Source organism: Streptomyces sp. NPDC001339 (assembly GCF_042895955.1).
GTDB lineage: Bacteria > Actinomycetota > Actinomycetes > Streptomycetales > Streptomycetaceae > Streptomyces.
The window spans coordinates 349,552-369,222 of the sequence record NZ_JBIAWT010000007.1; the positions used below are offsets into that span (position 1 = coordinate 349,552).

The 19,671-nt window shown below is 70.6% G+C and carries 16 protein-coding genes; 15 read left to right on the top strand and 1 reads right to left on the bottom strand.

Going from position 1 to position 19,671, the window contains the following annotated elements:
• The first annotated feature begins 2 nt into the window (after positions 1–2).
• From mraY to ACFY12_RS22500, 11 genes are all read left to right on the top strand, one after another.
• Positions 3–1,067, top strand: coding sequence for a phospho-N-acetylmuramoyl-pentapeptide-transferase (gene mraY, locus ACFY12_RS22450; RefSeq protein WP_390717862.1), 1,065 nt, complete (start codon positions 3–5; stop codon positions 1,065–1,067).
• Positions 1,064–2,515, top strand: coding sequence for a UDP-N-acetylmuramoyl-L-alanine--D-glutamate ligase (gene murD, locus ACFY12_RS22455; protein WP_390717621.1), 1,452 nt, complete (start codon positions 1,064–1,066; stop codon positions 2,513–2,515). The genes mraY and murD overlap by 4 nt, the downstream gene beginning before the upstream one ends.
• A gap of 57 nt (positions 2,516–2,572) precedes the next feature.
• A complete protein-coding gene (ftsW, locus tag ACFY12_RS22460) occupies positions 2,573–4,042 on the top strand; it encodes a putative lipid II flippase FtsW (protein ID WP_390717622.1) in 1,470 nt (489 codons plus the stop codon).
• 6 nt (positions 4,043–4,048) lie between these two features.
• On the top strand, positions 4,049–5,140 hold the full coding sequence (gene murG, locus ACFY12_RS22465; RefSeq protein ID WP_390717623.1) for an undecaprenyldiphospho-muramoylpentapeptide beta-N-acetylglucosaminyltransferase: 1,092 nt from the start codon (positions 4,049–4,051) through the stop codon (positions 5,138–5,140).
• A 22-nt stretch (positions 5,141–5,162) separates the two neighbouring features.
• Positions 5,163–5,978 (top strand): cell division protein FtsQ/DivIB, encoded by an 816-nt coding sequence (locus ACFY12_RS22470; RefSeq protein ID WP_390717624.1) that lies wholly within the window; start codon positions 5,163–5,165, stop codon positions 5,976–5,978.
• Positions 5,979–6,260: 282 nt separating this feature from the next.
• Complete coding sequence (ftsZ, locus tag ACFY12_RS22475; protein WP_390717625.1) at positions 6,261–7,517, top strand: cell division protein FtsZ; 1,257 nt, start codon at positions 6,261–6,263, stop codon at positions 7,515–7,517.
• 13 nt (positions 7,518–7,530) lie between these two features.
• Positions 7,531–8,271: a peptidoglycan editing factor PgeF gene (gene pgeF, locus ACFY12_RS22480; RefSeq protein WP_390717626.1), complete on the top strand. Its 741-nt coding sequence runs from the start codon at positions 7,531–7,533 to the stop codon at positions 8,269–8,271.
• Entirely contained in the window at positions 8,268–8,993 is a 726-nt protein-coding gene (locus tag ACFY12_RS22485) for a YggS family pyridoxal phosphate-dependent enzyme (RefSeq protein WP_390717627.1), read from the top strand. Before pgeF ends, ACFY12_RS22485 begins: the two co-directional genes overlap by 4 nt.
• Before the next feature lie 123 nt (positions 8,994–9,116).
• On the top strand, positions 9,117–9,737 hold the full coding sequence (locus ACFY12_RS22490; protein WP_066932143.1) for a cell division protein SepF: 621 nt from the start codon (positions 9,117–9,119) through the stop codon (positions 9,735–9,737).
• Positions 9,738–9,839: 102 nt separating this feature from the next.
• Complete coding sequence (locus ACFY12_RS22495) at positions 9,840–10,133, top strand: YggT family protein (protein ID WP_360941721.1); 294 nt, start codon at positions 9,840–9,842, stop codon at positions 10,131–10,133.
• A gap of 49 nt (positions 10,134–10,182) precedes the next feature.
• Positions 10,183–11,277, top strand: a complete 1,095-nt coding sequence (locus ACFY12_RS22500; protein ID WP_390717628.1) for a DivIVA domain-containing protein — start codon at positions 10,183–10,185, stop codon at positions 11,275–11,277.
• A gap of 179 nt (positions 11,278–11,456) precedes the next feature.
• On the opposite strand, the gene ileS is transcribed toward ACFY12_RS22500, so the two are convergent.
• Positions 11,457–14,633 carry an isoleucine--tRNA ligase gene (ileS, locus tag ACFY12_RS22505; RefSeq protein ID WP_390717629.1) on the bottom strand — a complete coding sequence of 1,059 codons (3,177 nt, stop codon included), beginning with the start codon at positions 14,631–14,633 and terminating at the stop codon, positions 11,457–11,459.
• A 587-nt stretch (positions 14,634–15,220) separates the two neighbouring features.
• Here ileS and ACFY12_RS22510 point away from each other — a divergent pair.
• The 4 genes from ACFY12_RS22510 to ACFY12_RS22525 all read left to right on the top strand — a co-directional run bounded on the left by ACFY12_RS22510 (position 15,221) and on the right by ACFY12_RS22525 (position 19,563).
• On the top strand, positions 15,221–16,003 hold the full coding sequence (locus ACFY12_RS22510; RefSeq protein WP_390717630.1) for a TraR/DksA family transcriptional regulator: 783 nt from the start codon (positions 15,221–15,223) through the stop codon (positions 16,001–16,003).
• Between the two features lie 165 nt (positions 16,004–16,168).
• Entirely contained in the window at positions 16,169–16,777 is a 609-nt protein-coding gene (lspA, locus tag ACFY12_RS22515; protein ID WP_390717631.1) for a signal peptidase II, read from the top strand.
• A 167-nt stretch (positions 16,778–16,944) separates the two neighbouring features.
• On the top strand, positions 16,945–17,886 hold the full coding sequence (locus tag ACFY12_RS22520; protein ID WP_390717632.1) for an RluA family pseudouridine synthase: 942 nt from the start codon (positions 16,945–16,947) through the stop codon (positions 17,884–17,886).
• A gap of 81 nt (positions 17,887–17,967) precedes the next feature.
• Positions 17,968–19,563, top strand: a complete 1,596-nt coding sequence (locus tag ACFY12_RS22525; protein ID WP_390717633.1) for a Na+/H+ antiporter — start codon at positions 17,968–17,970, stop codon at positions 19,561–19,563.
• Positions 19,564–19,671 lie beyond the last annotated feature (108 nt).

Here is a 19,671-nt window from a genome sequence, read left to right on the forward strand (position 1 = left end):
CGATGAAGCAGATCCTCTTCTCCGGAACGATCGGGCTCTTCCTGACCCTGATCGGCACCCCGCTGCTGATCAAGCTGCTGGCCAAGAAGGGGTACGGGCAGTTCATCCGCGATGACGGCCCGCGGACCCACGGCAGCAAGAAGGGCACGCCCACCATGGGCGGTATCTCCTTCATCCTGGCCACGATCATCGCCTACGCCCTGACGAAGGTGATCACCTCCAGCGATCCGACCTTCTCCGGTGTGCTGGTGCTCTTCCTCTTCGCGGGGATGGGCCTGGTCGGCTTCCTCGACGACTACATCAAGATCGTCAAGCAGCGGTCGCTGGGCCTGCGGGCCAAGGCGAAGATGGCCGGCCAGCTGATCGTCGGTATCGCCTTCGCGGTGCTCTCGCTGCAGTTCGCCGACACCCGCGGACAGACCCCGGCCTCCGACCGGCTGTCCTTCACCCAGGACTTCGGCTGGCAGATCGGCCCGGTGATCTTCGTGATCTGGGCGCTGTTCATGATCCTGGCGATGTCCAACGGCGTGAACCTCACCGACGGCCTCGACGGCCTGGCCACCGGCGCCTCGGTGATGGTCTTCGGCGCGTACACGTTCATCGGCATCTGGCAGTACCAGGAGTCCTGCGCCAACGTGCCCACCGCGGGCCCGGGCTGTTACGAGGTCCGTGATCCGCTCGACCTCGCGGTCGTCGCCTCCGCCCTGATGGGTGCCTGCTTCGGCTTCCTGTGGTGGAACACCTCGCCCGCCAAGATCTTCATGGGCGACACCGGCTCGCTGGCCCTCGGCGGCGCGCTGGCGGGTCTGGCGATCTGCTCCCGTACGGAGCTGCTGCTGGCCGTCCTCGGCGGTCTCTTCGTCCTGATCACGATGTCCGTGGTCATCCAGGTCGGTTCCTTCCGGCTCACCGGCAAGCGGGTCTTCCGGATGGCGCCGCTCCAGCACCACTTCGAACTCAAGGGGTGGTCGGAAGTCCTTGTGGTGGTCCGGTTCTGGATCATCCAGGGCATGTGCGTCATCGTGGGACTCGGCATCTTCTACGGCGGCTGGCAGGCGGCGAAGTGACCACGTACGACCCGATCCGGACCCCGGCGGAGTGCGCCGGCCGGCACATCACCGTCGCCGGCCTGGGCGTGAGCGGTGTACCGGCCGCCCGCGCCCTGGCCGGCCTCGGCGCCCGCGTCACCGTCGTCAACAGCGGCGACGGCGAGCGCGAGCGCGCCCAGGCCGCCGAGCTGGAGGCGCTCGGGGTCACCGTCCGCCTGGGCGACGGAGATACCCTCCCCGAAGGCACGGAGCTGGTCGTCACCACCCCCGGGTGGAAGCCCACCAGCCCGCTCTTCCTCGCCGCCGAGAAGGCGGGCATCGAGGTGTGGGGCGACGTCGAGCTGGCCTGGCGGCTGCGCGGACCCGGGGCCGCCCCCTGGCTGGCGGTCACCGGCACCAACGGCAAGACCACCACCGTCCGGATGCTGGCGTCGATCCTGGAAGCGGCCGGTCTGCGCACCGCCGCGGTCGGCAACATCGGCGTCCCGCTGGTCGACGTCGTCCTCTCCGACGAGCCCTACGACGTCCTGGCGGTCGAGCTCTCCAGCTACCAGCTGCACTGGGCGCCGTCGGTACGCGCGCACTCCGCGGCCGTCCTCAACCTCGCCCCCGACCACCTCGACTGGCACGGCTCCATGGCCGCGTACGCCGCCGACAAGGGCCGGATCTACGAGGGCAACACCGTCGCCTGCGTCTACAACGTCGCCGACCCGGCGACCGAGGACCTGGTCCGGGAGGCCGATGTCGAGGAGGGCTGCCGGGCCATCGGCTTCACCCTCGGTACGCCGGGCCCCTCCCAGCTGGGCGTCGTGGACGGCATCCTCGTCGACCGCGCCTTCGTCGAGAACCGGCACCAGCAGGCCCAGGAGCTGGCAGAGGTCTCGGACCTCGCGCCCTCGTCGGGCAAGGCGGCACCGCACACCATCGCCAACGCCCTGGCGGCGGCGGCGCTGGCCCGGGCATTCGGGGTACCGGCGAGCGTGGTACGCGACGGACTGCGCGCCTTCCGCCCGGACGCGCACCGCATCCAGCACATCGCGGAGATCGGCGGCGTCACCTACGTCGACGACTCCAAGGCCACCAACACGCACGCCGCCGAGGCATCGCTGGCGGCGTACGAGCGCATCGTGTGGATCGCCGGCGGGCTCGCCAAGGGCGCGACCTTCGACGACCTGGTGCGCGGGTCGGCGGACCGGCTGCGCGGAGTGGTGCTGATCGGCGCCGATCGGGCGCTGATTCGCGAAGCCCTGGCGCGACACGCCCCCGATGTGCCGGTGGTCGACCTCGACCGGACCGACACTGGGGCGATGCCCGAGGCGGTCCGGGAAGCGACCCGCCTGGCCGAGTCCGGGGACACCGTACTGCTGGCTCCGGCCTGTGCCTCGATGGACATGTTCGTCAATTACAACAAGCGGGGCGACGCCTTCGCCGACGCGGTCACTGCCCTGACCGCACAGGATCACTAGCCGGTTTCTCCCCGCTGCCGCCGCAACGGACGGCGCGGATCCCTGGAGGGGACGAGGATGACGGCCCGATCGGCGAAGACAGGGCGGGCGGGCGGGAACAAAGCAGCGCGGGAGGGCGGGAACAAAGCAGCGCGAGGGGGCGGGAACCAGGCGGCACGGGCGGGCGGGAGCCAAGCGGCACGGTCAGGCGGCAACAAGGCCGCCCGGGCCGGCCGGGCCCCCGCCCGCCCGCCGCGTCCGCCGCGCCGGACCGCCGGGACCCGTCCGGCGCGCGGCGGCCCCCGGGGGCTGCACTCCCGGCTGAGGCGGGCCTGGGACCGTCCGCTGACCGCGTACTACCTCATCCTCGGCGGCAGTCTGCTGATCACGGTGCTGGGTCTGGTGATGGTCTACTCGGCGTCCCAGATCAAGGCGCTGCAGTCCGGTCTCGCCCCGACGTACTTCTTCCGCAAGCAGCTGCTCGCCGCCGTACTCGGGGGCGGGCTGCTGCTGTTCGCCGCCCGGGGGTCGGTACGGGTGCACCGTACGCTGGCCTATCCGCTGCTGGCGGTCACGGTGTTCCTGATGGTCCTGGTGCAGATCCCGGACGTCGGGGTGGCCGTCAACGGCAACCAGAACTGGCTCAGCATCGGCGGGCCTTTCCAGATGCAACCGAGCGAGTTCGGCAAGCTCGCGCTGGTGCTGTGGGCCGCCGACCTGCTGGCCCGCAAGCACGACAAGAAGCTGCTGGGGCAGTGGAAGCACCTGCTGGTGCCGCTGGTCCCGGTGGCCTTCCTGCTGCTCGGGCTGATCATGCTCGGCGGGGACATGGGTACCGCGATCATTCTCGCCGCGATCCTTTTCGGGCTGCTGTGGCTGGCCGGTGCGCCGACCCGGCTGTTCGTCGGGGTGCTGGGCTCGGCCGCGGTGATCGGCGCGCTGCTGATCGGGACCAGCGCCAACCGGATGTCCCGGCTGGCCTGTATCGGCGCGACCGATCCGGGGACCGGTGACCAGTGCTGGCAGGCCGTGCACGGGATCTACGCCCTCGCCTCAGGCGGATTCTTCGGTTCCGGTCTCGGCGCGAGTATGGAAAAATGGGGAGAACTCCCTGAACCGCACACCGACTTCATCTTCGCCATCACCGGGGAGGAACTGGGGCTTGCGGGGACGCTGTCGGTGCTCGCCCTCTTCGCGGCTCTAGGCTATGCGGGTATCCGCGTGGCCGGACGCACGGAGGACCTCTTCGTACGGTACGCCGCGGGCGGCGTGACCACCTGGATCACGGCCCAGGCCGTGATCAACATCGGTGCGGTGCTCGGCCTGTTGCCGATCGCCGGTGTCCCGCTCCCGCTGTTCTCCTACGGAGGCTCCGCCCTGCTGCCGACGATGTTCGCCGTCGGGCTGCTGATCGCCTTCGCGCGTGACGAGCCCGCCGCACGGGCGGCGTTGGCCATGCGGCAGCCGGTCTTCGGCAGAAAACCGGCTGGGGTGAGATGGAAGACGATGAGACGGCGCGTCAAGAAGCGGCCGTCCGGAGAGCGGTGAATTTCGGTGCATGTCGTACTCGCCGGTGGGGGGACCGCCGGCCACATCGAGCCCGCGCTCGCCCTCGCGGACGCCCTGCGGAGGCAGGACCCCACCGTGGGGATCACGGCACTCGGCACGGAGCGGGGCCTGGAGACCCGGCTCGTCCCGGAGCGCGGCTATGAGCTCGGTCTCATCCCGGCCGTACCGCTGCCGCGCAAGCCCACGCCCGAACTGATCACCGTCCCCGGGCGGCTGCGCGGCACCATCAAGGCCGCCGAGCAGATCCTGGAGCGCACCAAGGCCGACTGCGTGGTCGGCTTCGGCGGCTATGTGGCACTGCCCGGATATCTGGCCGCCAAGCGGCTCGGTGTGCCGATCGTCGTCCACGAGGCCAACGCCCGCCCCGGTCTGGCCAACAAGATCGGCTCGCGGTACGCCAAGTTCGTCGCCGTCAGCACGCCGGACAGCAAGCTGCGCGGCGCCCGGTACGTCGGCATCCCGCTGCGCCGCACCATCGCCACCCTCGACCGGGCCGCGGTCCGCCCCGAGGCGCGCGCCGCGTTCGGCCTCGACCCCAACCTGCCGACGCTTCTGGTGTCCGGCGGTTCCCAGGGCGCCCGCAGGCTGAACGAGGTCGTCCAGGCCACCGTTCCGGCGCTGCAGCGGGCCGGGATCCAGGTGCTGCACGCGGTCGGCCCGAAGAATGAAGTGCCGCATGTGGACAACATGCCCGGCATGCCCCCCTATGTCCCGGTACCGTACGTGGACCGGATGGATCTCGCGTACGCCGCGGCCGACATGATGCTCTGCCGTGCGGGCGCGATGACCGTCGCCGAGCTGTCCGCCGTCGGGCTGCCCGCCGCCTTCGTCCCGCTGCCCATCGGCAACGGCGAACAGCGGCTGAACGCCCAGCCGCTGGTCAACGCCGGCGGAGGCCTGCTGGTCGACGACGCCCAGCTGACCCCGGACTGGGTGCAGAGCCAGGTGCTCCCCGTCCTGTCGGATCCGCACCGGCTGTACGAGATGTCCCGCGCGGCCTCCGAGTTCGGCCGCCGGGACGCCGACGAGCTGCTGGTCGGCATGGTGTACGAGGCGATCGAGCAGCACCGCAAGTAGCGCGCGAGAGAGGGCAGGGAGCGTGGCCGGACCGACGACCGCCCGGCGCGGCGAGAAGAAGTCGCGGCCCGGCCCGCCCTCCGCCAAGGCGTCCCCCGGACGGAGACTCCGGTGGCCGCCCGTCCCGTTCCGCGCGCCGGGCCGCCGCGGTCTGATCATCATGGCGGTCCTCGTGGTGCTGCTCGGCGCGTCCGGGGCCTGGGCCCTCTACGTCTCGGACTGGCTCCGGGTGGCGCATGTCGAGGCCACCGGCACCGAGGTGCTGACCCCGCGTGAGGTCGTGGCCGCCGCGGACGCCCCGATGGACACACCGCTCATTTCGGTGAATACGGATGCGGTGGCGCGCCGGGTGAAGTCCCGGCTGCCGCGGGTCAAAAGCGTTGACGTCGAACGGTCCTGGCCGGACACGATCGGTCTGAAGGTGACCGAAAGAACGCCGGAACTCGTGATGCGCGAGCACGGAAAGTTCGTCGAAGTGGACGTCGAGGGCGTCCGGTTCGCCACTGTCGCCACCGCCCCCAAGGACGTTCCGCTGCTGGACCTGGCCGTTTCGGATTCCCCGGGTCCGCGCCGGTTCGGAATCGACCGTTTGCGGCGCGCCGGGGCCGAGGCCGCCCGGGATCTGCCCACGGCCGTGCACCGGGACGTCCGCACGGTCCGGGTACGGTCGTACGACTCGATCACCCTCGAGCTGACCGGCGGGCGCACGGTCGCCTGGGGCAGCCGCGAACAGGGCGCCGAAAAGGCCAAGGTGCTCACCGCGCTGCTGAAAGCGGCACGTGACGCGCGCCACTTCGACGTCTCCGTCCCCAGCGCCCCGGCGGTGTCGCGGAGTTGACGTACCGAGCCGCAGGCCAGCACCCTGGATGGCTACGACTATGGGTGATCACATAGGGTGAAAAGAAAAACGGGAGGTTCGGCGTGTTCGTTGAACGCGCGCGCCTTGTCGACTTAGTGTCTCGTTCCAAAGGGACTATGGAACCCAGGACCACAGACACAGGTAACCCTAAAGTTCAACGTTAGGGTTCGGGTCGGCGACACGGACCGTCCCATCGGCATCAGTCGGCGTCCACACGGAAGTGCGGCGACGACACGTAACTCGAGGCGAGAGGCCTTCGACGTGGCAGCACCGCAGAACTACCTCGCAGTCATCAAAGTCGTCGGCATCGGCGGCGGTGGCGTGAACGCCATCAACCGGATGATCGAGGTCGGGCTCAAGGGCGTCGAGTTCATCGCGATCAACACCGATGCGCAGGCGCTGCTGATGAGCGACGCCGACGTCAAGCTCGATGTCGGCCGCGAAATGACCCGCGGCCTCGGCGCCGGCGCCAACCCGGATGTGGGGCGCAAGGCGGCCGAGGACCACCGAGAGGAGATCGAGGAGGTCCTCAAGGGGGCCGACATGGTCTTCGTGACCGCGGGCGAGGGCGGCGGCACCGGCACCGGCGGCGCACCCGTCGTCGCCAACATCGCGCGCTCGCTGGGCGCCCTGACGATCGGTGTGGTCACGCGGCCGTTCACCTTCGAGGGCCGCCGTCGCGCCAATCAGGCCGAGGACGGCATCGCCCAGCTGCGCGAAGAGGTCGACACCCTCATCGTGATCCCCAATGACCGACTGCTGTCCATCTCGGACCGCCAGGTGAGCGTGCTCGACGCGTTCAAGTCCGCGGACCAGGTGCTGCTGTCGGGCGTCCAGGGCATCACCGACCTGATCACCACCCCCGGCCTGATCAACCTCGACTTCGCGGACGTCAAGTCCGTGATGTCGGAGGCCGGCTCGGCCCTCATGGGCATCGGCTCGGCGCGCGGCGACGACCGCGCGGTGGCCGCCGCGGAGATGGCGATCTCCTCGCCGCTCCTGGAGGCCTCCATCGACGGCGCCCGCGGGGTGCTGCTCTCCATCTCCGGCGGCTCCGACCTCGGTCTCTTCGAGATCAACGAGGCCGCGCAGCTGGTCAGCGAGGCGGCGCACCCGGAGGCCAACATCATCTTCGGCGCGGTCATCGACGACGCGCTGGGCGACGAGGTCCGGGTGACGGTCATCGCCGCGGGCTTCGACGGCGGTCAGCCGCCGGCCCGCCGCGACACGCAGGCCGCGCTGTCGTCCCCGAAGCGTGAGGAGCCCGCACCGGCCCCGGCCCGTCCGGCCGCCCCGCCGGAGCCGCGGACGTCCTCCTCCTTCGGCGGCCTCGGTTCGGTCCCGGTACGGGACGCGGGAACCGCCTCCGCCGAGCGGGCGGGCGAGCCGTCCCCGGCCGAGTCCTCTTCACTGGGTGAGGTACCGGCGCCGCCCGCGGCCGCGCCGCAGGTTCCCCCGGCCCGCCCGTCGTACACCGACTCCGCCGAGGAACTGGACGTTCCCGACTTCCTGAAGTGACAAAAGCACCGAAGTGATAGGGCAACAGCACCACGAGAGCGGCGCGCACTTCGCCTTCACCGACAGGTGGGGCGGGGTGAGCGCCGCTCCGTATGAGCAGCTCAACCTGGGCGGCGCGGTCGGCGACGACCCGCGCGCCGTACACACCAACCGAGCCCGCGCGGCCGGCGCACTGGGCCTCGACCCGGCTGCGGTGGTCTGGATGAACCAGGTCCACGGCCGGGACGTGGCGGTGGTCGACGGACCGTGGCGCGAGGCGGACATCCCCTGCGTGGACGCGGTGGTGACGGCCCGCCGGGGCCTGGCACTGGCGGTACTGACCGCCGACTGCACCCCGGTCCTGCTGGCCGACCCGGCCGCCGGGGTCGCGGGGGCGGCGCACGCCGGCCGGCCCGGCCTGGTCGCCGGGGTGGTGCCGGCGGTCGTGGAAGCGATGCGGAAGCTGGGCGCCGAGCCGTCCCGGATCCTGGCGTACACCGGACCCGCGATCTGCGGGCGCTGTTACGAGGTGCCGGAGGCGATGCGCGCCGACGTCAGCGCCGTGGTACCCGAGGCGTACGCGACGACGAGCTGGGGCACCCCGGCGGTGGACGTCACCGCGGGGGTCCGGGCCCAACTCGCCGCGGCGGGGGTGGCGGTGCGTGAGGATTCCCACATCTGTACCCGTGAATCCGCCGACCACTTCTCCTATCGGCGCGACCGTACGACCGGACGGCTCGCGAGCTATGTGTGGCTGGAAGAGACGGAACGGTGACGGACGACGACCGCAGAACGCAGCTGGCGGACAACCTGGCGCGGGTGGAGGAACGTATCTCCGCGGCCTGCGCCGAGGCCGGCCGGCCGCGTGACGACGTAGAACTGATCGTGGTCACCAAGACCTACCCCGCGAGCGATGTCCGGTTGCTCGCGGAGTTGGGGGTGCGCCAGGTCGCGGAGAACCGCGATCAGGAAGCGGCACCCAAGGCCGCCGATTGCGCTGATTTGCCCCTTACTTGGCACTTCGTTGGACAACTGCAGACCAACAAGGTGCGGTCAGTGGCCGGTTATGCCGGGATTGTTCAATCGGTCGACCGGGCCAGACTCGTCACCGCGCTCTCCAGGGAAGCGGTGCGCGCCGGGCGCGAGCTGGGTTGCCTGATCCAGGTGGCACTTGACGCGGAGTCGGGCCGGCAGGGGGCGCGCGGCGGGGTGGCACCCGACGGTGTCGAGGCGCTGGCCGAGGCGGTCGCGGCGGCCCAAGGGCTGCGTCTGGACGGTGTGATGACGGTCGCGCCGCTGGTCGGGCCCTATGCCGGGCGCCAACTCGCCGCATTCGAACGACTCATGGAAATCTCAACCGACCTGCGCGCCACCCATCCTGCTGCCACCATGGTGTCGGCAGGGATGAGCGCGGACCTCGAGGACGCGGTGGCGGCCGGTGCGACACATGTGCGCGTCGGCACCGCGGTACTCGGAGTCCGACCACGGCTCGGGTAACGTCGCCAAGCAGGTCGGACCACAGCACAAAATATGGTCATTTCCGCAGAAAGCGGGGATGCCGCGTGGATCCAAGGCCCCTGGTGACGGAGCCGATCCACCACAGAGCGGAGGACGCAGAGAATGGCCGGCGCGATGCGCAAGATGGCGGTCTACCTCGGCCTCGTGGAGGACGATGGGTACGACGGCCGGGGCTTCGACCCCGACGACGAGTTCGAGCCCGAGCTTGACCCGGAGCCCGATCGGGGACGGCGGCAGCAGCACCAAGTGCAGGCCGAAACACTCCCGGAACGGGACGAACCCGTCCGAGCGGTGACGCCCCCGGCGCCCCGCGAACCGGCCCCGCTCGCGTCAGAAAGCGGACGACCCGCCCGAATTGCCCCCGTGGCATCCATCACACCTGAACGCCCGAATCTGGAGAAGAACGCACCGGTGATCATGCCCAAGGTTGTGTCCGAGCGGGAGCCCTACCGCATCACCACGCTGCACCCGCGGACCTACAACGAAGCCCGTACCATCGGGGAACACTTCCGTGAGGGCACTCCGGTGATCATGAATCTCACGGAGATGGACGACACGGACGCGAAGCGACTTGTCGACTTTGCGGCCGGATTGGTGTTTGGTCTTCACGGCAGCATCGAGCGGGTGACGCAGAAGGTGTTCCTGTTGTCGCCTGCTAACGTCGATGTCACGGCGGAGGACAAGGCCCGTATCGCAGAGGGCGGGTTCTTCAACCAGAGCTGAGACGCAACACCGGGCAACACCACGGCCGGCAGGCCGACACGACAGCAAGGCAAAGACGTCCCCGCACCCGCGGGGGTAGTTCAGGGGAGAGGGAAGCGCGAGATGAGTGTCGCTGGTCAGGTGATCTATATCGCGCTGTACTGCTTCCTGATCGTGTTGATCTTCCGGCTGGTGATGGACTACGTGTTCCAGTTCGCCCGTTCATGGCAACCCGGCAAGGCGATGGTGGTCGTTCTTGAGGCCGCCTACACTGTCACTGATCCGCCACTCAAGCTTCTGCGGCGGGTAATTCCGCCGCTGCGTCTCGGGGGCGTGGCGCTCGACCTGTCCTTCTTCGTATTGATGATCATCGTGTACATCCTGATCACCGTCGTGAGGTCGGTGTTGTTGGTGTGAACGATACGGTCTTGCCGATTGCCGACGACTACGTTGAGGTGAAGTAGAGATGCCGTTGACCCCCGAGGACGTGCGGAACAAGCAGTTCACAACCGTCCGCCTCCGAGAAGGCTATGACGAGGACGAGGTCGATGCCTTCCTCGATGAGGTCGAAGCCGAACTGACCCGGCTCCTGCGGGAGAACGAGGATCTGCGCGCCAAGCTGGCCGCCGCCACCCGTGCCGCGGCACAGAACCAGCAGCAGGGTCTGCGCAAGGGGCCGGACCAGCAGCAGGAGCAGCAGCAGCGTCCCGGGGCTCCGGTACCCGCCGCCATATCCGGTCCGCAGCCGGTCCCGCCGCAGCAGCAGGGGATGGGTGGCCCGCCCCAACTGCCCGGTGGTGCACCGCAGCTGCCTCCAGGCCCCGGTGGCCACGGCCCCGGCCCGCAGGGCCCGCACGGCCCCGGCCCGATGGGCCCCGGCGGTCCGATGGGCGGCCCGATGGGCCCCGGACCGCAGCTCGGCGGCGGCCAGCAGGGCGGCCCCGGCGGTGACAGCGCGGCCCGCGTGCTGTCGCTGGCACAGCAGACCGCCGACCAGGCGATCGCGGAGGCCCGTTCCGAGGCCAACAAGATCGTCGGCGAGGCGCGCAGCCGTGCCGAGGGCCTGGAGCGGGACGCCCGCGCCAAGGCCGACGCGCTGGAGCGGGACGCGCAGGAGAAGCACCGTGTGGCGATGGGCTCGCTGGAGTCGGCCCGCGCGACGCTGGAGCGCAAGGTCGAGGACCTGCGCGGCTTCGAGCGCGAGTACCGTACGCGGCTGAAGTCCTACCTGGAGAGCCAGCTGCGCCAGCTGGAGAACCAGTCGGACGACTCGCTGGCTCCGCCGCGGACCCCGGCGGCCGCCTCGCTGCCGCCGTCCCCGTCGATGGCGTCGGCCGGCGCCGGAACCATGGGCGGCAACCACACCATGGGTGGCGGTCCGTCGATGGGCGGCAACCACACCATGGCCGGGCAGTCCAGCGGCGGTCCGTCCTACGGCGGTCAGCAGCAGATGTCGCCGGCGATGACCCAGCCGATGGCTCCGGTGCGGCCGCAGAGCCCGTCGCCGATGCAGACGCCGTCGCCGATGCGGGGATTCCTCATCGACGAGGACGACAACTGAGGTCCGCTTAGCGCGTACCGTCGGCAATCAGGGCCGGGCCCCGAGGTTCTCCTCGGGGCCCGGCCCTTTTGCGCTGTCGTATGTGTGCTGTCGTAGCCGGTGGCTCGCGCAGCACTCTGCCCGGGCCAGCACTGTGCCCCGGCGTGGGGAACGCCGGGGCACAGGTGCGAATTGCGGGATTACGCCTTACGGAGGCGGAACGTCAGTGCCAGGGTCTCGTCGGTGAAGGCGGGGCCATAGCTTCCGTCCGGCTCGCCCGAGGCGCTGAGCTCATCCAGGAAGGCCGCGGCGAGGACCTCGTCGGCGATCAGGCCGGCGTGGTCGGTGAGGGCCGTGCGGACCTCGTCGTCCGTGGACTGCCAGCGCAGCTCGATCCGGTCGGCGACATCCAGACCGCTGTTCTTACGGGCCTCCTGGATCAGCCGGATCGCGTCGCGGGCCAGGCCCGCCCGGCGCAGCTCCGGAGTGATCTCCAGGTCGAGGGCGACCGTGGCGCCCGCGTCGGAGGCCACCGACCAGCCCTCACGCGGCGTCTCGGTGATGATCACCTCGTCGGGCGTGAGCGGGACGGTCTCGCCGTCCACCTCCACACTCGCCGTGCCGTCGCGCAGCGCGAGCGAGAGGGCCGCGGCGTCCGCGGCGGCGATGGCCTTGGCGACCGCCTGGACCCCCTTGCCGAACCGCTTGCCGAGGGCACGGAAGTTGGCCTTGGCGGTGGTGTCGACGAGCGAGCCGCCGCCCCCTCGACCGGAGGAGGATTCTGCGAGGGAGGCCAGGGAGCTGACGTTGAGCTCCTCGGCGATCTGCGCCCGCAGGTCCTCGGAGAGGTCCGCGAAGCCGTGGGCCGCGACCAGCGCGCGGGACAGCGGCTGACGGGTCTTGACGCCGGACTCGGCGCGGGTGGCACGGCCCAGCTCGACCAGCCGGCGGACCAGCAGCATCTGCCCGGACAGCGCCGGGTCGACGGCCGCGGAGTCGGCCACCGGCCACGACGACAGGTGGACCGAATCCGGCGCGTCCGGGGTGACCGGGACGACCAGGTCCTGCCAGACCCGCTCGGTGATGAAGGGGGTCAGCGGCGCCATCAGGCGGGTCACCGTCTCGATGACCTCGTGGAGGGTGCGCAGCGCGGCCGCGTCGCCCTGCCAGAAGCGGCGGCGGGACCGGCGGACGTACCAGTTGGACAGGTCGTCGACGAAGGAGGAGAGGAGCTTGCCGGCGCGCTGGGTGTCGTAGGACTCCAGGGCCTCGGTGACGCCCTCGACCAGGGTGTTCAGCTCGCCGAGCAGCCAGCGGTCCAGCAGCGGGCGGTCGGCGGGGGCCGGGTCGGCGGCGGACGGTGCCCAGCCCGAGGTACGGGCGTACAGCGCCTGGAAGGCGACGGTGTTCCAGTAGGTGAGGAGGGTCTTGCGGACGACCTCCTGGATGGTGGTGTGGCCCACCCGGCGGGCGGCCCACGGGGAGCCGCCGGCGGCCATGAACCAGCGGACCGCGTCGGCGCCGTGCTGGTCCATCAGCGGGATCGGCTGGAGGATGTTGCCCAGGTGCTTGGACATCTTCCGGCCGTCCTCGGCGAGGATATGGCCCAGGCAGACCACGTTCTCGTACGCCGACTTGTCGAAGACCAGGGTGCCGACGGCCATCAGCGTGTAGAACCAGCCGCGGGTCTGGTCGATCGCCTCGGAGATGAACTGCGCCGGGTACCGCTTCTCGAACAGCTCCTTGTTGCGGTACGGGTAGCCCCACTGCGCGAACGGCATCGAACCCGAGTCGTACCAGGCGTCGATGACCTCGGGGACGCGGGTGGCCTCCAGCGAGCAGCCCTCGGCGGTGCAGGCGAAGGTGACCTCGTCGATGAACGGGCGGTGCGGGTCGAGGCCGGACTGGTCGGTGCCGGTCAGCTCGGTCAGTTCGGCGAGCGAGCCGACGCAGGTGAGGTGGTTCTCCTCGCAGCGCCAGATGGGCAGCGGGGTGCCCCAGTAGCGGTTGCGGGAGAGCGCCCAGTCGATGTTGTTGTTGAGCCAGTCGCCGAAGCGGCCGTGCTTGACCGACTCGGGGAACCAGTTGGTGTTCTCGTTCTCGCGGAGCAGGGCGTCCTTGACCGCGGTGGTGCGGATGTACCAGGACGGCTGGGCGTAGTAGAGCAGCGCGGTGTGGCAGCGCCAGCAGTGCGGGTAGCTGTGCTCGTAGGCGATGTGCCGGAAGAGCAGGCCGCGGGCATCGAGGTCGGCCACCAGGTGCTCGTCGGCCTTCTTGAAGAACTGGCCGCCGACAAGGGCCAGCTGCTCCTCGAAGGTGCCGTCCGGGCGGACCGGGTTGACCACCGGCAGGTCGTACGCCTTGCAGGTCCTGAGGTCGTCCTCACCGAAGGCGGGGGCCTGGTGGACGAGGCCGGTGCCGTCGTCGGTGGTGACGTACTCGGCGTTGACGACGAAGTTGGCGCCCTCCAGCTCGACGAGCGAGAACGGGCGCTCGTAGGACCAGCGCTCCATCTCCCGTCCGGTGAAGGACCGGCCGGTGGCGGTCCAGCCCTCGCCGAGGGCCTTCTCCAGCAGCGGCTCGGCGACGACCAGCTTCTCCTCGCCGTCGGTGGCGACGACATAGGTGACGTCCGGGTGCGCGGCGGCGGCCGTGTTGGAGACCAGGGTCCAGGGCGTCGTCGTCCAGATGAGGAGGGACGCCTCGCCGGCGAGCGGGCCGGAGGTCAGCGGGAGGCGGACGTAGACCGAGGGGTCGACGACGGTCTCGTAGCCCTGCGCCAGCTCGTGGTCCGACAGGCCGGTGCCGCAGCGCGGGCACCAGGGGGCGACGCGGTGGTCCTGGACCAGCAGGCCCTTGGTGAAGATCTCCTTCAGCGACCACCACACGGACTGGATGTAGTCCGGGTCCATCGTGCGGTACGGGTCGTCGAGGTCGGTCCAGTAGCCCATACGGGTCGTGAGGGCGGCGAAGGCGTCGGTGTGGCGGGTCACCGATGCGCGGCACTTGGCGTTGAACTCGGCGATGCCGTACGCCTCGATGTCCTTCTTGCCGCTGAAGCCCAGCTCCTTCTCCACGGCCAGCTCGACCGGGAGGCCGTGGCAGTCCCAGCCGGCCTTGCGGTCGACGTGGTAGCCCTGCATCGTGCGGAAGCGGGGGAAGACGTCCTTGAAGACGCGCGCCTCGATGTGGTGGGCACCGGGCATGCCGTTGGCCGTCGGCGGGCCCTCGTAGAAGACCCACTCGGGCCGTCCCTCGGACTGCGCGAGGGTACGGGCGAAGACCTTCTGCTCCTGCCAGAACTCGAGCACCGCGTGCTCAAGGGCGGGGAGGTCTACCTGGGCGGGTACCTGGCGGTACAGGGGCTGCTCACTCATCGGGGGCTTCCTCCGGCGGACACCTGCTGCTTCTCCGTCCGGAGGGACGAGAGCCCTGGGCTCCCGCGGTACCACCCTCCTTGGCGGTGCTCGCCGCACCGCCCCCTCATTGGGGTCGCGCTGCCGGGTCTACTCGTCCTGGGGGCCTGAGCCCGTGGGCGGAGCCCACTATCCAAAACTTTCTTCCGGCGACTCCGGGGTGATCTTCACGTCGTGCACGCCCCCCGGGCTTCCACCGTCCCCGGGTCGCTGGCGGCTGCGTACGACGCTACTCGTCCCATCAATGCCTGTCGCTCCTCCCCCAAGCTCTCGGCTTCGCTCGAGCAGGGGGCACCCCCACAGTGTACGGGGCCCCGCCGACAGCGGCCGACCGAATTCCGGCGTGACCCGAATGGCCAGGAGCCGTCCTCGCCGCCCGGCCGGCGGATTACCGGGCGGGCAGCGGGGCACAACCGAGGCATACCGCACGTCCGGGCCGGGTGTCAGGGCCCCTCGGGGCGGTGCGTCCCGTTGCCGCCCGCCGTGCGGAGATTTATCGTTCCCGTCACGATTCGCGAACAAAGTCACATATGTAAAGGGGCGCGGTCATGGTGGCGAAAAAGACCGCCGCGGAGAAGAGCACGACGCCTGCTGACGAGGCCGTCGCGAAGCAGCCTGCCCCGAAGAACGACGCTCTGAAGAAGGCCGCAGCGAAGAAGACGGCAGAAGCGAAGAAGACGACGGCAGAGAAGAAGGCCCCGGCGAAGAAGGCCGTTCCTGAGAAGGCGGCGGCCAAGAAGACCGCGGCCAAGAAGACGACGGCGAAGAAGACGACGGCGAAGAAGGCCGCGAAGAAGGCTCCGGCCAAGAAGGCCGCAGCGCCCGCGAGGAAGACGGGAGCCAAGACGGTGGTGGCGAAGAAGACGGTGGCCGCGACGGCCGAGGCGCGCGGCGGTGGTGGTGCCGCTCTCGCCACGGCCCCGATGGCCGCGGCGCCGGGCGAGCTCGCCGTACGGCCCGGCGAGGACCCCTGGACCCCGGCCGAGGTCGCCGAGGCGCGCACCGAGCTGATGGACGAGGCGGCGCGGCTGCGCCTGGAGATCGTCTCGGCCGAGGACGCCATCGCGGGGATGATGCGCGACTCCGGCGACGGCGCCGGGGACGACGACGCCGACACCGGCAGCAAGAACATCACCCGGGAACACGAGCTGGCGCTCGCCTCCAACGCCCGCGAGATGCTCCACCAGACCGAGCGGGCCCTCGGCCGTCTTGACGCCGGCACCTACGGGCTCTGCGAGAACTGCGGCAACCCCATCGGGAAGGCCCGGATGCAGGCCTTCCCCCGGGCGACGCTGTGCGTGGAGTGCAAACAGCAGCAGGAGCGCCGCTGAGACGGCCGGCCGGACCGGGCGGATGAGACGGCCGGCCGGACCGGGCGGACCCGGCCCGTCGCGGGGCGGTACCCACAGCGCCCGGCGCCGTACGGGTGTGCCGTACTCTCGTGGTTCAGCCAGGCACGGCCTGGTCGCGGACACAACGGGCTGAGGGACTCACACGTGGCAGAGGCGGAGCGCATGACCGGTACGCCGGAACCCGAGCCGGGATCCGGAGCGGAGCCGACACCGGCTTCCGACGGGGGAGGGGTGGCCGAGCAGGAGCGCGAGCGTGGCGCCGGCCGGGGCAAGCGGCGGATCGCCGCGCTGCTGCTGGTCGCCTGCTTCGTCTACCTGCTGGACCTGGTCAGCAAGATGCTCGTCGTGGCCAAGCTGGAGCACCACGACCCCATCCAGATCGTCGGGACGCTGCTCCAGCTCCGGGTGATCCGTAACCGCGGTGCCGCCTTCGGCATCGGTGAGGCGCTGACGATCTTCCTGACGATCATCGCCGCCGCGGTGATCGTGGTGATCGCCCGGATCGCCCGCAAGCTCTACAGCCTGCCCTGGGCCCTCGCGCTCGGGCTGCTGCTCGGTGGCGCCTTCGGCAACCTCACCGACCGGGTCTTCCGCTCGCCGGGCATCTTCGAGGGCGCGGTGGTCGACTTCATCGCCCCCGCGCACTTCGCGGTCTTCAACCTCGCCGACTCGGCGATCGTCTGCGGCGGCATCCTGATCGTGATCCTGTCGTTCCGCGGCCTGGACCCGGACGGCACGGTGCACAAGGACTGACAGCGCCGGCCTCCCTCCATCCGCCCCCCCACGGCTCCTGCCCCGGCCCGCCCCGACGCGGGGTGCCGAGGCTGTCATGGGCGCCGACGTCCACCGATCCGCACCACCCACGGCTCCTGCCCCGGCCCGCCCCGACGAGGGGTGCCGAGGCTGCCATACTCCTTAAGGTGAGCACGATTCCCGAGATCCGCACCCTGCCCGTACCGGACGGCCTGGAGGGCGAGCGTGTAGACGCCGCGCTGGCCCGGATGTTCGGCTTCTCCCGTACGAAGGCGGCCGAGCTCGCCGCCGCCGGAAAGGTCCGGGTCGACGGGGCCGAGGTGATGAAGTCCGAGCGGGTGCGCGGCGGCGCGTGGCTGGAGGTCGAGATGCCGCAGGCCGCGCCGCCCGTGGAGATCGTCGCCGAGCCCGTCGAGGGCATGGAGATCGTGCATGACGACGACGACATCGTCGTGATCGTCAAGCCGGTGGGCGTCGCCGCCCACCCGAGCCCCGGCTGGACCGGTACCACCGTCATCGGCGGACTGGCCGCGGCCGGCTACCGCATCTCCACCTCCGGCGCCGCCGAGCGCCAGGGCATCGTGCACCGTCTCGACGTCGGCACCTCCGGCCTGATGGTGGTCGCCAAGTCCGAGCGGGCGTACACGTCACTGAAGCGGCAGTTCAAGGAGCGCGTCCCCGAGAAGCGCTACCACTCCCTGGTCCAGGGCCACCCGGACCCGATGAGCGGCACCATCGACGCCCCCATCGGCCGGCATCCGCAGCACGACTACAAGTGGGCGGTCACCGCCGACGGCAAGCCGAGCGTCACCCACTACGACCTCATCGAGGCGTTCCGCGCGGCCAGCCTCCTCGACATCAAGCTGGAGACCGGGCGCACCCACCAGATCCGGGTGCACATGGCCGCGCATCGCCACCCCTGCGTCGGTGACCTGACGTACGGCGCGGACCCCACCCTCGCCAAGCGGCTGGGCGTGAGCCGGCAGTGGCTGCACGCGGTCCGGCTGGGCTTCGAGCACCCCTCCGACGGCCGCTGGGTCGAGTTCGAGAGCGCCTACCCGGACGATCTGCAGCGCGCCCTCGACACCGTGCGCGACGAGAGCAGCTGACCCCGGGGCGGGTTTTCCGCCCGTACGTGGCACTCTTGGGGCGAAAGTGATCGAATCCGCCCACCCCGGAGCGTAGCCACCGTGGACCAGCTGGCTCTGCTGTTCGTTCTTCTCCTCGGAGCCGTGGTCATGGTGCCGGTCGGCGACCGGCTGGGACTGCCGGCGCCGGTGCTGATGACCGTCGCCGGCGCCGTCCTGGCACTGCTGCCGTTCGTCCCCAACGTCGAGGTGCCGCCGGAGTTCATCCTTCCGCTGGTGCTGCCGCCGCTGCTCTACGCGGCCGTGCAGCGCACCTCGTGGCGGCAGTTCACGGCCAACCTCCGGCCGATCCTCCTGCTCGCCGTCGCGCTGGTCTTCGCCACCACCGCCGCGGTCGCCGCGGTCGCCCAGGCTGTGGTGCCCGGGCTGCCGGTGGCCGCCGCGGTGGTGCTCGGCGCGCTGGTCGCCCCTCCCGACCCGGTCGCCGCCACCGCTGTGGCCGGCAAGCTCGGGCTGCCCCGCCGGATGGTCTCCATCCTGGAGGGCGAGGGCCTGTTCAACGACGTCACCGCGATCGTGCTCTACCACGTCGCGCTCGCCGCGGCGGTCAGCGGCACCTTCTCGGTGCCCGGCGCACTCGGCTCGCTGGTGCTCTCCGCCGTCGTCGCCATAGCGGTCGGCCTGGTCATCGGCTGGGCGGCCAACAAGCTGATGGGACGGCTCGGCGACCCGACACTCCAGACCGGGCTGACGCTGCTGGTGCCGTTCGTCGCCTACGTCCTCGCCGAGGAGCTCCAGGGATCCGGGGTGCTGGCCGTGCTGACCTGCGCGCTCTACCTGGCCCAGTACGCGGTCGACCCGGACGACGTGATGGGCCGGGTCACCGGGTACACCTTCTGGGAGGTCGTCGACACTCTCGTCACCGGCGTCGCCTTCGGGCTGATCGGCCTGGAACTGCACAGGGTCGTCGGCATTGCCGCGCACCGCTGGGGCGAGTTGCTCGGCGCCGCCGCCGCGGTGATCGCGGTGGTCGTCGGCGTCCGGCTGGTGTGGCTGCTGCCCGCCGCCTGGCTCGCCAAGCGGATGCACAAGCGCCGCGACTACGACGAGGACATCCCGATGAGCTGGCGGGAGACGCTCGTCATGTGGTGGTCGGGGATGCGCGGAGTGGCGTCCGTGGCCCTGGCGCTGGCCATCCCGTACACCGTCGACGGCGGCCCGTTCCCCGCCCGCGACGAGATCCTCTTCCTCGCCTTCGCGGTGGTCCTCTCCACCCTCCTCGTCCAGGGCCTCACCCTGCCCTGGCTGGTGCGCGGGCTCGGGGTACGGGCCGACACCGATGCCGTGGACGCCCAGGAGCGGGAGCTGGCGCTCCGCGTCATCAAGGCCTCCAAGCGGCGGCTGAAGGAGATCCTCGCGGTCGAGGAGGTGCCCGACGAGGTCAGCGACCAGCTGGCGCGCCGGTGCTACGACCTCGGCGCCCGGATCGCACCGGACATCGTCGACGACGAGCGGCGCGAGCTCTTCGACAAGCGCCTCACCCGCATGAAGAAGGTCCAGCGCATCCATGGCGAGATGCTCTCGGCCGCCCGGCACGAGGTGCTGGCCGCGCGCAACGAGCCGGGCGCCGACCCGGAGGTCGTCGACCGGGTGCTGCGGCATCTGGACATGCGCAGCCTGCGGGGCGGCGTCGGCTGACCGTCGCGGTGTCCTGATGTCCGGTCGCCCGGCCCGTACCTGGCACGATGGGGCCAGAACGATCCGATCCAGGGAAGTGATGCAGTGCCGGCCTCCACCGAGCCCGCG

What these genes read in the sequence shown, in the direction of transcription:
- ileS (WP_390717629.1), bottom strand. Translation starts at nt 14,633, where the DNA reads ATGAGTGAGCAGCCCCTGTACCGCCAGGTACCCGCCCAGGTAGACCTC.
- mraY (WP_390717862.1), top strand. Translation starts at nt 3, where the DNA reads ATGAAGCAGATCCTCTTCTCCGGAACGATCGGGCTCTTCCTGACCCTG.
- ftsW (WP_390717622.1), top strand. Translation starts at nt 2,573, where the DNA reads ATGACGGCCCGATCGGCGAAGACAGGGCGGGCGGGCGGGAACAAAGCA.
- ACFY12_RS22510 (WP_390717630.1), top strand. Translation starts at nt 15,221, where the DNA reads ATGGTGGCGAAAAAGACCGCCGCGGAGAAGAGCACGACGCCTGCTGAC.
- ACFY12_RS22500 (WP_390717628.1), top strand. Translation starts at nt 10,183, where the DNA reads ATGCCGTTGACCCCCGAGGACGTGCGGAACAAGCAGTTCACAACCGTC.
- ACFY12_RS22495 (WP_360941721.1), top strand. Translation starts at nt 9,840, where the DNA reads ATGAGTGTCGCTGGTCAGGTGATCTATATCGCGCTGTACTGCTTCCTG.
- ACFY12_RS22490 (WP_066932143.1), top strand. Translation starts at nt 9,117, where the DNA reads ATGGCCGGCGCGATGCGCAAGATGGCGGTCTACCTCGGCCTCGTGGAG.